Raw genomic sequence first — 13,230 nt, 5'->3', positions numbered from 1 at the left:
CGTAGAGTCGCCACCGTGACTGAGAACGAGGCTCCGGATTCGCAACTGCCCATGCTCGCGACGCCGCAGGCCGAGCGGCTCCGGGCGCTCGTGGCCGCGTGCGTACGGGCGCGATACGGGGCGGAAGAAGGCCTCGTCCTCCACGGCGACGCGGTCGAGCGCGACGGTCACCTCTTCCCGCTGGCGAACCTGGCGCGACGGTGTGCGCAGGCGCCCGAGGAGGACTGGCCCGCGCTCGTCGACGCCCACTTCGCGGCCCTCGCGGACGCCTCACGGGGCGGCGAGGGCGCCGAGGAACTGCTGGCGGGGACGTGTCTGCGGCTCGTGCCCGCGGACGCCGTCGGCGGCGCGGTGGCGCCGGTGCACGCGCGCGAGGTCGCCGAAGGGCTGCGCCTCGTGCTCGCGCTCGAAGGGCCCGACTCCGTACGCCTGTTGACCGACGAGGACGTGGCGCGGGCCGGGGCGGACGAGCTGTGGGCCGCCGCGCGGCGTGCCCTGACCCGGTCGCCGATGCGGCACGAGGAGGTCCGGCTCGACGGGCACCCCGTTCTCTACTCCGTGTACGGCGAGGCGCACTCCGTGGCGACCAAGGCCGTCGTGCTCCCCGAGGTCGTCGCGGAGGTCACCGGGCGCCGGATGCCGGACGCGGGCGCCCTCGTCGCCGTGCCCACCCGGCACCTGCTCGCCTTCCACCCGATCGTCGACGGCAGTGCGGCCGACGCCCTCAACGACCTTGCCACGTACGCCGTCCGGGCCCACGACGAAGGCCCGGGTCCGCTCTCGCCCCGCGTCTACTGGTGGCACGACGGGCGGCTCACCTCGCTCGGGACCGGGGAGGGGGCGCCGCGTGAACTCCGCGACGTGATCCGGGCGTTGAGCGCGCTCGACCGTGCGGGCCGACTCGCCCCGGGCACGGCGGACGTGGGCCCGGAGGCCCCCTTCGCCGCCGCGCTCGCCGGCGCCCTCGCGCACGCGCGCAGCGACCCCGACGCCGCCCGTGCCGAGACGTGGGACGCCTGGCTCGCGGCGCAGCAGCGCGGCACCACGCTGTTCGCGCACGCCAAGGACGGTGAACCTGCCGAGGAGGACGCGGAGTTGGGGGCGGAGGGTGACGCCGCCCGCGCCTGGCTCGACGCCTTCTACCTCACGCTCGTCACCCGCGACCGCGAGCGCACCACACGCCTGTGCCAGGTGCCGCTCGACACACTGCGCGGCGGCGCCCCGGTGGACGACTACGTGCCGCACTGGATCGACGTCCTGCAGAGCCACTGGCTGCGCCGCCCCGTCGACGACGTCGTGGACCTGCTCGTCACCACCATCAAGGCCTCGCACCCCGATACCGCGACCCTCGCGCCGAAGGACTTCCTCAACCTCGTCGACTACCAGCCCGTCGCGCTGTTCCACCGGCTGCTCACGCACGACCACGAGGCCTTCGGCGAGGCGCTCGCGGAATCCCTTGTGCAGCACGCCGGTTACTGGGGCGATTCGCAGGCACCGCGCGCCCGCGTGGCACTCGGGCCGCTCGCACTCGCCTGCCTCGCGTACGACATGGACTTCCCGGTCCGCACCGATCTGCCGTACCTGCCGCGGTACTTGCTCAACCGGCAGCGCCTGGAGGTCGCGCCAGGATAGGGATCCGGACGCGGATCCGGGCGTTCGTATCAGGGGGTGCGCCGGACTCGGGGCCGCACCCCCGTCGCGCTGTACGTCGCCTGCTTGCGGTGGGCCGGCCTACGCGGAGACAAGCAGCCGCGCCAGCCTGGCCTCCGCCAGTGCCATGGGGGTCAGGACGGGCCGCGGCACGACGATGCCGCAGCGGGTGCACACGGGGCCCGAGGAGGGTTCGTGCGCGAGATCGTGCTGCCAGACCAGGCTGCTGCCCGTGCACACCGGGCAGCACGCGCCGGGGTCGCGCTCAAGTGCCGTGATGAGCCTGCGCAGCACTTCGGCCAGCGGCCCTGTGGGATGCACGGAGGGGTCGTCGCACCAGGCGACTCCGAAGCCGCCCCAGGTCAGCCGGTGCCAGTCGTCCACCGTGCCCGGGCGGCGCAGCCCGTCGTGCTTCTCCTTGCGCCTGCGCTCGGCGAAGGCGACTTCGTACGCGAGCCAGACGGCCCGCGCCTCCTCAAGTTCCTCCAGCGCCGCGACGAGGCGGGCCGGGTCGGGGGAGCGGTCCTCGGGGTCGAACCCCGCCCGGGAGCAGAGGTGGTCCCAGGTCGCTCGGTGCCCGTAAGGGGCAAATCTCTCAAGGCACTTGCGCAGTGAATAACGCCGCAGTGCCAGATCGCTCAGCGGATCGCGCACCTGTCTCGCCAGACTTCGGAATCCGGCCATCGCCCTGCACCTCCGTCATGTACGTCGGCGTCGCCGCAGCCATGAAGCAACGTCGCCGAGTAGACGTATCGACACGCGATTCGGATCCCTTCGAAGGCCACCGAGTCCCATCCGATTTCCGATGGGGCCCATCACCGTCACCTTCTGAGGCCGGGGAGTACCTGAGTGGTCCCTGTTGCTTTCCGAAAACGTGACGCATGTTCATCTTCTGTCTTGGGCTAACCGTCGGTAACCTCCGGCTCACCATCGTCGGGAGGACCAGGCATGCGACGTCGCATTCCACGCACCACCCTGTACAGAACCCTCACGAAGAGAGTTACGGCCGTGGCGGCGCTCGTGCTCACCGCCGGGCTGCTCTCTCCCGTTTCGACGGCGGGCGCCTCGACCGCCGCCGACGAACCGATTCCGGCCACCGACTACTGCAAGGGCCAGTGCGCGGACATCCTGCCGCCCGGAGCGAACGGCAGCGCCACCCTCGCCCAGATCCTCGGCAACAAATTGCTGGGTACCCAGCCTCCGCACGCCGACGATCAACTCGGTCCTTATGACGCGCTGTCGTCCGGGTATCCGTCTCTCACCGATGACACACTCACAAACTTCTTCAACGATTCCTCCTTCGGCGTCAAGGATGATCAGGTCGCTTCCGTCACCCGCCCCCGCGAGGATGTGACGATCACCCGTGACAAGAAGAACGGCGTACCCCACATCAAAGGTTCCTCGCGCTACGGAACAGAATTCGGGGCCGGCTTCGCCGCAGGTCAGGACCGCCTCTGGTTGATCGACCTGTTCCGCCACATAGGCCGTGGCGAATTGACGTCGTTCGCGGGCGGCGCCCTCGCGAACCAGGGCCTGGAGCAGGAGTTCTGGCCGCAGGCCCCGTACACCGAAAAAGATCTCGAACAGCAGGTCGACTCCATCAAGAACACCGGCGGCGCACGCGGCAAGCAGGCCATGGAGGACGCGCAGGCCTATATCGACGGCCTCAACGCCTATCGGGAGAAGTCGAAGAACGGCCGCTACTTCCCCGGCGAGTACGTGCTCACGGGCAAGGTCGACGCGATCACGAACGTGGGCGAGATCCAGCCGTTCAAGGTGACCGACATGATCGCGCTGGCCTCCGTGGTCGGCGGACTCTTCGGCAACGGCGGCGGCGGAGAGGTCGACGCCGCGCTCTCGCTGCTCAAGACGCAGGAGAAGTACGGCGTCCAGAAGGGCACCGACGTCTGGGAGTCCTTCCGCGGCCGCGAGGACCCGGAGGCCGTCACCACGATCCACGACGGCACCCGCTTCCCGTACGGCGAGAAGCCCGAGCACGCGCGCGGGGAGGCGCTCCCCGACAAGGGCTCGGTGGAGAAGGAGCCCCTCGTGTACGACAAGGAGGGCTCGGCCGCGACGGAGTCTTCGGAGGTGAAGAAGGACCCGGTCCGGGCACCCTCCAAGCTCAAGCCGCTCCAGGGCATGAACGACGACGGCGTGCTGCCCTCCGACCTGTTCACGCGGTCGGCGTCCAAGAAGGGCATGTCGAACGCCCTCCTCGTCTCCGGCAAGCACTCCGCATCCGGCAACCCGGTCGCCGTGTTCGGCCCGCAGACCGGCTACTTCGCGCCGCAGCTGCTGATGATGCAGGAGCTCCAGGGCCCCGGCATCAGCGCGCGCGGCGTCTCCTTCGCCGGCGTCGGCATGTACGTCCAGCTCGGCCGCGGCCAGGACTACGCGTGGTCCGCGACCTCGGCGACCCAGGACATCACCGACACGTACGCGGTCCCGCTGTGCGAGCCCGACGGCTCCGCGCCCACCAGGCGGTCGACCTCGTACATGTACCGCGGCACCTGCACGCCCATGGAGAAGCTGGAGAAGAAGAACGCCTGGAAGCCGACGATCGCCGACTCCACGGCCGCGGGCTCCTACCGGATGCAGATCTTCCGTACGAAGTACGGGATCGTCAGCCACCGCGCCGAAGTGAGCGGAAAACCCGTCGCCTACACGGCACTTCGCTCCACGTACCGCCACGAGGCCGACTCGATCCTCGGCTTCCAGATGCTGAACGACCCGACCTACGTCAAGGACGCCGCGACGTTCCAGAAAGCGGCGCAGCACATCAACTACGCGTTCAACTGGTTCTACGCCGACTCCCGCGACATCGCGTACTACAACAGCGGCACTAACCCGGTGCGCGCCAAGGACGTCGACATGTCGCTGCCGGTGCGGGGCGAACGGGCCTATGAGTGGAAGGACTTCGACCCGGCGAACAACACGTCCGCCGAGACGCCCCCTTCCCAGCACCCGAACTCGGTCGACCAGGACTACTACGTCTCCTGGAACAACAAGCAGGCCAAGGGCTTCTCGTCACCCAACTTCAGCATGGGCGCGGTCCACCGCGGCGATCTGCTGAACGACCGGGTGAAGAAGCTCACCGAGCGGGGCGGCGTCACCAGGGCCTCGCTCACCCGGGCCATGGAGGAGGCCGCCGTCACGGACCTGCGCGGCGAGCAGGTGCTCCCCGAGATGCTCAAGGTCATCCGCAGCAAACCGCTCGGCGACCTCGACAACCCGCGACTGACCAAGGCCGTCCAGCAGTTGGAGGCATGGGAGAAGGCGGGCTCCCAGCGCAACCAGACATCCGCCGGGTCCAAGACGTACACCCACCCCGACGCCGTACGGATCATGGACGCCTGGTGGCCGCTCATGGTCGAGGCCGAGTTCAAGCCCGGCCTCGGCGACGAGCTCTACACGTCACTGACCTCACAACTGGCCGTCGACGAAGCGCCGTCCGCCGGCCACGGACCCACCGGCGCGCACGCCGGATCCGCCTTCCAGTACGGCTGGTGGGGCTACGCCGACAAGGACCTCAGGTCCGTGCTCGGCGAGCCGGTGAAGGGGAAGCTCGGCGCCACGTACTGCGGCTCCGGCGACCTCTCGGCCTGCCGCGACGTCCTCCTCGCCACCCTGGCCGAGGCCGCCGCCAAGCCGGCCACCGAGGTGTACCCCGGCGACGACACCTGCAAGGCGGGCGACCAGTGGTGCGCCGACAGCATCGGCCACCGCGCCGTCGGCGGCATCACGCACCGCAACATCCAGTGGCAGAACCGGCCCACGTACCAGCAGGTCGTGGAGTTCCCCGCGCATCGTTAGAGCGCGAAGCGGGGCGGCCGCCTACTTGGTGACCCGCCCCGCACCGAGCACCACCCGCGCCAACTCCGCGTGGCAGATGTCGCTGTGGGCCCCCGAAGGCGGGGGCCCATGGCGCACCACCTGCGCCGCGTCCACGCTCACACAGCCCGCGCCCGGCACCCCGGCCCGCAGCACGTCCGCCAGCGTGAAGCGCACCGCGCCGTCGACGTCCTGGAAGCCGTCGTGCCCGAGCGCGCCCCAGCGCTCGCCGAGATCGACCAGCGTCCTGTCGTCGCCCGCGAGCCTCGACGCCAGCGGGTACATCACGCTCAGCGCCGTGTCGTGCCGAGAGAAACACGCCACCAGCGGCCCGTCCACCCTCGCCTGCCGCCCCTTCAGTGCACCCCTGCCAGCGAACGCGTAGTGGGAGAAAGCGCCCTGAAGGAGTGTCACGGACTTCACGTTGCGGGCGGGCTTCGGCATCCCGGCGAGCGCGAAGGAGACGAGCCGCGCGCCGAAACTGTGCCCCACCAGATGCACCCGCACCTTCGGCGCCTCCTCGGCGAGCCGCCCGATCGCCGGGCCGAGCCCGGCCTTGCCGACCTTTCCCGCCCGCCGCTTCATCGCGAAATACGTGGCCTGGCGCAGCAGTTCGTGCGCGCCCTTCCACGCCTTCGCGAGCCCTCCGGGCAGCCGGAAGGTCGCGGCAGCGGCAGGTCCCGCCGCCGTCTCCAGGGCCGCCGCGAACTCCAGGCACACGGCCCTGGTGTCCTCGTGGAGCATCGCGGGCGTGCTGTGCGGCCCGCCGTCCTCCGAGGTGTCGGCGCCGGACACCGAGGGCCCGACCCCGACCAACTGTCGTACGAGACCGCCGAACTCGTCGAACGCGGACGCCGATTCCGGCTGCTCCTCCAAGCGCCGCGCCAGCAGGTCCACGACGGGCTCACCGCGCGGGAACGCCTCGACGAGCCCCTGCCGGGTGCCCTTGTCGAGCGTGGTCCGAGGGACGGCGGCGGTCGTGGTGGCGGCGGCCGACGGGTCGAAGTCCGGGATCCGCTCGTCCGTGAAGCGCATCGACGGCCACAGCACGCCTACGTAGCCGAGCGACGCCGAGGGCGCCAGGGCGGGGAACGGGGCGAAGAAGCGGTCGTACAGGCGGGTCGCGATGGAGCGGTCGTTGTTCCAGCCGTGTGCGAAGACCACCAGATCGCGCACCTGGCGCGCTTCGCGCAGGAGCGTGGCGAGCTGCCGGGGATCCGGATCGCCGTCGGCGTCGAACCTCAGCTCCCAGTAGGGCTGTACGTGGACTTCAGGTGCGGACATGGCGAAACCCCCGTGGTTCGGCGACGCGTGCCGCGCATCGTCCCGCCGCACCAGGGAGTTGGCCAGATGTCCTGCCGTCAATTGACGGACGTATCAACCGAGTTGACGCTCCCGCGTCTCCGGAAGGGCCAGCACGCACAGCAGCGACACGACCGCCATGGCGCTCACGTACCAGCCCACCGACGAAGAGCCGAGCGCGCTCTGCAGTCGCGTCGCGATGAGCGGGGAGACGGCGCCGCCGAGCACGCCGCCCAGGTTGTACGCGAAGGAGGCGCCGGAGTAGCGCACCTTCGCCCCGAACAGCTCCGGCAGATACGCGCCCATCGGCCCGTACACCACGCCCATGCAGAACAGGGCGCCGCCGAGCGCGAGGGCGATGAGCACCGGCTTCTCGGTGTCCATCAGCGGGAACAGGACCAGGCCCCACACGATCGCGAGGACCGATCCGGCGAGCACCGTCTTGCGGCGGCCGCGCGCGTCGGAGCGGGTCGCCGCGAGCCAGGTGCCGGCCGCGAGGAACAGGCACGCCACCAGCGACACGGCGAGCATCGTGGAGCGCGGGACGCCGAGCGTCGTCGTGCCGTAGGCGAGGCAGTACGTCGTGGCCGTGTAGAAGAGCCCGTACGCGATGATCATGCCGCCGGCGCCGAGCACGATCTCCTTGGGGTGACGCTTGAAGACCTCCAACGCCGGTGCCTTGCTTGCCTCCTGTTCGTCCATCACCTTCTGGAAGACCGGCGTCTCGCTGATCTTCAGACGGACGAACAGGCCGACCGCCACGAGAAGGAACGACAGGAGGAACGGGATGCGCCAGCCCCAGGACTTGAAGGCGTCGTCCGAGAGGGACTCGGAGAGCAGCCAGAAGATGCCGGTGGCGGCGAAGAAGCCCACGGACGGGCCGAGTTGGGGGAACGCCGCGAACAACCCGCGTTTGCCGCGCGGCGCGTGCTCCACCGCGAGCAGCGCGGCCCCGCCCCATTCGCCGCCGAGGCCCACGCCCTGAAGGAAGCGCAGCAGGACGAGGAGGATCGGCGCCCACAGGCCAAGGGTGCTGTAGCCGGGCAGCAGGCCCACGAAGGCCGTCGACAGGCCCATCAGGAGCAGCGAGGCCACCAGCACCGACTTGCGGCCGATCCGGTCGCCGAAGTGGCCGAAGATCAGCGAGCCGATCGGGCGGGCCGCGAACGCGACGGCGTACGTCGAGAACGAGGCGAGAGTGGCGTTGATCGGGGTGAGGTTCGGGAAGAACGCGGCGTTGAGGACGAGCGCGGCGGCCGTTCCGTAGACGTAGAAGTCGTAGAACTCGATGGCCGTGCCGATGAAGCTGGCCACGGCCACGCGGCGCAGGCTCTCCGGTTCGGAGGCCTGCGCCGGTTCCGCCTCGTCGAGGTCTTCCCTGGTCGATTCGTCTTTGAGCACGAGCAGACTGTCGTTGTCCGTGTACGGTCCAGTCAATATCCTGGAATGCCCGTCCCGGATTCCGAGATGGCGGCTACTTGTACATGAGGTACTTGCGCCGTACGCCCCGGAACGCGGCCAGTTCCTCCTGCCACGCCCCGACGATCTCGTCCGTGGACGCGCCGGCGTCGACCATCGTGCGCACGCGCGTGGAGCCGGTGAGCCGGTCGATCGCGTTGTCGGGCCGCCAGCCGAAGCCCTTCCAGGCCTTCTTGGCCGTCACCAGCAGGCCGATGCCGGTGCGCACGGGCTCGAACGCCTCGCGGTCGTCGACATGGATCTGGACGCCGCCGATCGTCTTGCCCTGGAACTTGGAGAACGTCGGCGCGAAGTACGCCTCCCTGAAGTGCACGCCGGGCAGGGCGAGTTCATTGGCGGCCGCCGCCCAGCTCGCGTCGATGCCCTCCGCGCCGAGCAGTTCGAAGGGGCGGGTGGTACCGCGGCCCTCGGAGAGCAGCGTGCCCTCGAACATGCAGGTGCCGGAGTAGACGAGGGCCGTCTCGGGCGTCGGCATGTTGGGGCTCGGCGGCACCCAGGGCAGGCCGGAGGCGTCGTAGAAGTCGCGGCGCTTCCAGCCGCTCATCAGCACCGTCTCCAGCTCGACGGGGCGCTCCAGGTACTCGGCGTTGAAGAGGCGGGCCAGCTCGGTGACCGTCATGCCGTGCGCCTGCGCGATCTCGCGGCGGCCGACGAAGCTCGCGAACTTCCGGTCCAGGATGGGCCCGTAGGCGTTCCGCCCGGTCACCGGGTTCGGGCGGTCGAGCACCACGAACCGCTTGCCGGCGAGCTGGGCCGCCTCCATGCAGTCGTAGAGCGTCCAGATGTACGTGTAGAAGCGCGCGCCCACGTCCTGGATGTCGAAGACGATCGTGTCGACACCGGACTCCGTGAAGATGTCGGCGAGCGGCTGACCACTCTTCAAGTACGTGTCGTAGACGGGCAGTTTGGTCGCCGGGTCCTCGGTCTTCCCCTCGGAGCCGCCCGCCTGCGCCGTGCCGCGGAAGCCGTGCTCGGGCCCGAACACCGCCCTCAGGTCGACCTGCTCGTCGGCGTGCATCACGTCGACGATGTGCCGTACGTCGCGGGTGACACCGGTCGGATTGGTGACCATGCCGACCTTCTGGCCCGAGAGCAGCGCGTAGCCGCTGTCCACCAGGCGCTCGAAGCCGGTGCGCAGCCGGGGACCTCCGATGCCGGGTCCGCCGCCGGGTGCGGCGCTCGCCGCCCCGCCGCCGATGCCCAAGCCACCCGCGACACCCGCACTCGCCGCGAGCAGCCCTCGTCTCGACACGTTCATGGTGAACCTCCGTGATCTTCGGGACTGGCGTGGTCACGCACGCTAGTCGCGGAATCCGCCGCACGGAACGAACCGACACCACGAAGCTCTTTCCCAGCGACATACCGACTGGTTAGTCTGCCTGGCAGACCGGAGCTTTCGGGGAGCTTTCGAAGGAGATCGATGGTGCACGATTCGCAGGGACAGACCGGTTCGATCTACGAGGCCAGGCCCTGGCTGGGCGTCCTCAACGACGCGCAGAAGGCCCCGGTCAGCCCGGCCGCCACCGTCGTGCACGCCTTCGCCGACGCGGTGCGCCGCGCCCCGGACCGCGCGGCCCTCGCCTACTTCGACGGCCGTCTCTCGTACGCCGACGTGGACGCGCTCTCCGACTCCGTGGCCGGGCACCTCGCCGCCCGCGGACTGGAGCGCGGCGACCGCGTCGCGATCATGCTCCAGAACTCCCCGCACTTCGTGCTCGCGCTGCTCGGCGCGTTCAAGGCCGGCGCGGTCGTGGTCCCGGTGAACCCGATGTACAAGGCGGGCGAGGTACGGCACGTCCTGCACGACGCCGAGGTGACCGGGCTCGTCTGCTCGGACCGGGCCTGGGAGTCGTATCTGCGCGAGACCGCGGCCGACTCTTCCGTACGCGTCGCGCTGACCGCCTGCGAGCTTGACCTCCAGACGCGCAACGACAAGCGGGTGCTGAACTTCGAGCGGGTCGAACCGGGCGCGTCGGACGCCGACGACCTCGTCGCGGTCGCGCACGCGGGGCACAAGGCACCCGACGGTCGCGAACTCACCGGCGACGACATCGCGTTGATCAGCTATACGTCGGGTACGAGCGGCACCCCGAAGGGCGCCACCAACCTGCACCGCAACATCACCTTCAACGCGGAGCGCCAGCGCACGGGCCTCGGACTCCCGGAAGGGTCGACGTACTTCGCGCTCGCGCCGTTGTTCCACATCACCGGCATGGTCTGCGAACTCGTCGCCTCCTTTGCCAATGCGGGCACCCTCGCGCTCGCCTACCGCTTCGAGCCGGGTGTCGTCCTCGACGCGTTCACCGAGCACGGGCCCGCGTACACGGTCGGCCCTTCGACGGCCTTCATGGCGCTCGGCGCGCAGCCGCAGGCGACGCGTGAGCACTTCGCGTCGTTCCACTCGATCTCCTCGGGCGGGGCGCCCGTGCCGCCCGCCCTGGTGGAGAAGTTCCGCGCCGACTTCGGCCCGTACATCCACAACGGCTACGGCCTGACCGAGTGCACGGCGCCCTGCGCGTCCGTGCCGCCGGGCGTCGAGGCGCCGGTCGACCCGGCGTCGGGGACGCTCGCGGTGGGCGTGCCGGGGCCCGACACGGTGGTCCGCGTCGTCGACGACCACGGGGGCGACGTGCCCTTCGGGGAGCAGGGCGAGATCGCGGTGCGCGGCCCGCAGGTCGTGCCCGGCTACTGGCGCCGCCCGGAGGCGACCGAAGAGGGCTTCCCCGACGGGGAGTTGCGCACGGGCGACATCGGCTTCATGGACTCCGACGGCTGGCTGTACGTCGTCGACCGCAAGAAGGACATGATCAACGCGTCCGGGTTCAAGGTGTGGCCCCGCGAGGTCGAGGACGTCCTCTACGGCCACCCCGCCGTGCGCGAGGCGGCGGTCGTCGGCATCCCGGACGCGTACCGGGGCGAGAGCGTGAAGGCGTATGTGAGCCTGCGCCCGGGAGCGGAGGCGAGCCCCGAGGACCTGTCCGCGTACTGCAAGGAGCGCCTGGCGGCCTATAAGTATCCGCGCGAGGTGGAAGTCCTGGGGGAGCTGCCGAAGACCGCGAGTGGGAAGATCCTCCGGCGGGAACTGCGTTCCCCGTCAGTACAAGGCTGAGAACTACGGAAAGGCAGGTGGCGGCAGTGCCCAGGACGACCGACGGCGACGGCACCCCCGTCCCGCAACGACTCCTCGCGGCCGCCACCCGGCTGTTCGCCGACCGTGGCTACGACCGCACGTCCGTGCAGGAGATCGTGGAGGCGGCGGGCGTCACGAAGGGCGCCCTCTACCACTACTTCGGCTCGAAGGACGATCTGCTGCACGAGGTGTACGCGCGCGTGCTGCGCCTCCAGCAGGAGCGGCTCGACGCGTTCGCCGACCGGGACGAGCCGGTCGAGAAGCGGCTGCGGGACGCTGCCGCGGATGTGGTCGTCACGACGATCGACAACCTCGACGACGCGTCGATCTTCTTCCGTTCCATGCACCATCTGAGCCCGGAGAAGAACAAGCAGGTACGGGCCGAGCGGCGCCGCTACCACGAGCGCTTCCGCGCGCTGATCGAAGAGGGGCAGAAGACCGGCGTCTTCACGACCGAGACGCCGGCCGACCTGGTGGTCGACTACCACTTCGGCTCGATCCACCACCTGTCCACGTGGTACCGCCCCGACGGCCCCCTAGCCCCGCAACAACTGGCCGACCAACTGGCGGACCTGCTGCTGCGGGCGCTGCGGCCGTAGCCGGCGGGTGGCGTGCCCACGCCCACCCGTCTTGGGTGCGCTGACTCCGACTTGGCCGTTCGGCCGCTGATCGCCTGCCCGCCCCCCTTCCGGCCGGAGTCACCCCAGGCGGCGGCCCCTGCGAGGCGCCGCGACGCCGCGCAACAGGTTCACGCCCCCTTGAGCGTGCGCAGCCCGTGGTCGATGAAGACCGGGACCAGTTCGCCGATGCGGTCGAAGCCCGCGCCGACCGTCTGGCCGAGGGTGTAGCGGTAGTGGATGCCCTCCAGGATCACGGCCAGCTTGAACCAGGCGAACGCGGTGTACCAGGCGATCGCCGACACGTCGCGCCCCGACCGCTCGGCGTACCGCTCGATCAGCTCGGCGGGGGAGGGGTGGCCCGGCGCCGCAGCGGTCGTGGAGATGGGCGAGTCGGGCATGTCGAGCCGCGCGCTGTACATCGCCAGCAGGCCCACGTCCGTGAGCGGGTCGCCGAGCGTCGACATCTCCCAGTCGAGGATCGCCTTGATCCGGTCGACCCCGTCGGGATCCTGGCGTACGAGCACGTTGTCGAGCCGGTAGTCGCCGTGCACGATCGTCGGCGCGGGCGACGTCGGCAGCTCACGGCCGAGCGCCGCCTGCAGCTCGTCGATCCCGGGCAGCTCGCGGTTGCGGGACGCGTCCAGCTGCTTGCCCCAGCGGCGCAGCTGCCGGTCGAGGAAGCCCTCGGGCCGGCCGAAGTCGCCGAGCCCGACCGCCGCGGGGTCCACCGCGTGCAGATCGACCAGCGTGTCCACGAGCCCGAGCACCGCGGCGCGCGTGCGCTCGGGTCCGAGCGGGGCGAGCTCGTCGGAGGTCCGGTACGGCGTCCCTTCCACGAACTCCATGACGTAGAACGGCGCCCCGATCACGTCCTCGTCCTCGCACAGCAGCACCGCCTCCGGCACCGGCACGTTCGTGGAGTGCAGCCCCGCGATCACCCGGTGCTCGCGCTTCATGTCGTGCGCGGTCGCGAGCACGTGCCCCAGCGGCGGCCTGCGCACCACCCACGTCGTGGTGCCGTCGCTCACCTGGTACGTCAGGTTCGAGCGCCCGCCCTCGATGAGCCGCCCGGTCAGCGGCCCGGCGACCAGGCCAGGGCGCTCCCGGTCGAGATGGGCGCGCAGCTGGTCGAGGTCAAGGCCTGGGGGGTGACTCATCGCGGTCCTCCGAGAATCCGGGCGGTAACGGGCTGGTGCGGCCAACAGTGGCTGCCAT

At 70.4% G+C, this 13,230-nt stretch carries 9 protein-coding genes; 4 read left to right on the top strand and 5 right to left on the bottom strand.

Features of this window, described 5'->3' with window-relative positions; genetic code table 11:
• Window positions 1–15: 15 nt before the first annotated feature.
• Entirely contained in the window at window positions 16–1,632 is a 1,617-nt protein-coding gene (locus ACFYWS_RS23125) for an immunity 49 family protein (RefSeq protein WP_389279568.1), read from the top strand.
• 99 nt (window positions 1,633–1,731) lie between these two features.
• On the opposite strand, the gene ACFYWS_RS23120 is transcribed toward ACFYWS_RS23125, so the two are convergent.
• Window positions 1,732–2,334: a hypothetical protein gene (locus tag ACFYWS_RS23120; protein WP_389279566.1), complete on the bottom strand. Its 603-nt coding sequence runs from the start codon at window positions 2,332–2,334 to the stop codon at window positions 1,732–1,734.
• A gap of 264 nt (window positions 2,335–2,598) precedes the next feature.
• On the opposite strand from ACFYWS_RS23120, the gene ACFYWS_RS23115 reads away from it, so the two are divergent.
• Window positions 2,599–5,466, top strand: coding sequence for a penicillin acylase family protein (locus ACFYWS_RS23115; protein WP_389279564.1), 2,868 nt, complete (start codon window positions 2,599–2,601; stop codon window positions 5,464–5,466).
• Between the two features lie 21 nt (window positions 5,467–5,487).
• On the opposite strand, the gene ACFYWS_RS23110 is transcribed toward ACFYWS_RS23115, so the two are convergent.
• From ACFYWS_RS23110 to ACFYWS_RS23100, 3 genes are all read right to left on the bottom strand, one after another.
• The gene (locus tag ACFYWS_RS23110; RefSeq protein ID WP_389279562.1) at window positions 5,488–6,768 is read right to left on the bottom strand and encodes a serine-threonine protein kinase; all 1,281 of its coding nucleotides are present in this window, start codon (window positions 6,766–6,768) and stop codon (window positions 5,488–5,490) included.
• A gap of 93 nt (window positions 6,769–6,861) precedes the next feature.
• Window positions 6,862–8,115, bottom strand: coding sequence for an MFS transporter (locus ACFYWS_RS23105; RefSeq protein ID WP_389279819.1), 1,254 nt, complete (start codon window positions 8,113–8,115; stop codon window positions 6,862–6,864).
• Between the two features lie 145 nt (window positions 8,116–8,260).
• Window positions 8,261–9,523 (bottom strand): exo-beta-N-acetylmuramidase NamZ domain-containing protein, encoded by a 1,263-nt coding sequence (locus ACFYWS_RS23100; RefSeq protein ID WP_389279560.1) that lies wholly within the window; start codon window positions 9,521–9,523, stop codon window positions 8,261–8,263.
• A 162-nt stretch (window positions 9,524–9,685) separates the two neighbouring features.
• Here ACFYWS_RS23100 and ACFYWS_RS23095 point away from each other — a divergent pair, with 162 nt between their 5' ends.
• Window positions 9,686–11,374, top strand: a complete 1,689-nt coding sequence (locus ACFYWS_RS23095; protein ID WP_389279558.1) for a class I adenylate-forming enzyme family protein — start codon at window positions 9,686–9,688, stop codon at window positions 11,372–11,374.
• Window positions 11,375–11,400: 26 nt separating this feature from the next.
• Window positions 11,401–11,994 carry a TetR/AcrR family transcriptional regulator gene (locus tag ACFYWS_RS23090; RefSeq protein WP_389279556.1) on the top strand — a complete coding sequence of 198 codons (594 nt, stop codon included), beginning with the start codon at window positions 11,401–11,403 and terminating at the stop codon, window positions 11,992–11,994.
• Between the two features lie 149 nt (window positions 11,995–12,143).
• On the opposite strand, the gene ACFYWS_RS23085 is transcribed toward ACFYWS_RS23090, so the two are convergent.
• Window positions 12,144–13,172, bottom strand: a complete 1,029-nt coding sequence (locus ACFYWS_RS23085; protein WP_389279554.1) for a phosphotransferase family protein — start codon at window positions 13,170–13,172, stop codon at window positions 12,144–12,146.
• Between the last annotated feature and the right edge of the window lie 58 nt (window positions 13,173–13,230).

The sequence above is a fragment of the Streptomyces sp. NPDC002795 genome (genome assembly GCF_042888725.1).
Lineage (GTDB): Bacteria > Actinomycetota > Actinomycetes > Streptomycetales > Streptomycetaceae > Streptomyces.
This window is presented reverse-complemented; position numbering and strand designations above follow the sequence as displayed.

Bases quoted from the DNA above. Each gene is read 5' to 3' on its own strand.
- ACFYWS_RS23120 (WP_389279566.1), bottom strand. From the start codon at position 2,334: ATGGCCGGATTCCGAAGTCTGGCGAGACAGGTGCGCGATCCGCTGAGC.
- ACFYWS_RS23115 (WP_389279564.1), top strand. From the start codon at position 2,599: ATGCGACGTCGCATTCCACGCACCACCCTGTACAGAACCCTCACGAAG.
- ACFYWS_RS23110 (WP_389279562.1), bottom strand. From the start codon at position 6,768: ATGTCCGCACCTGAAGTCCACGTACAGCCCTACTGGGAGCTGAGGTTC.
- ACFYWS_RS23100 (WP_389279560.1), bottom strand. From the start codon at position 9,523: ATGAACGTGTCGAGACGAGGGCTGCTCGCGGCGAGTGCGGGTGTCGCG.
- ACFYWS_RS23095 (WP_389279558.1), top strand. From the start codon at position 9,686: ATGGTGCACGATTCGCAGGGACAGACCGGTTCGATCTACGAGGCCAGG.
- ACFYWS_RS23085 (WP_389279554.1), bottom strand. From the start codon at position 13,172: ATGAGTCACCCCCCAGGCCTTGACCTCGACCAGCTGCGCGCCCATCTC.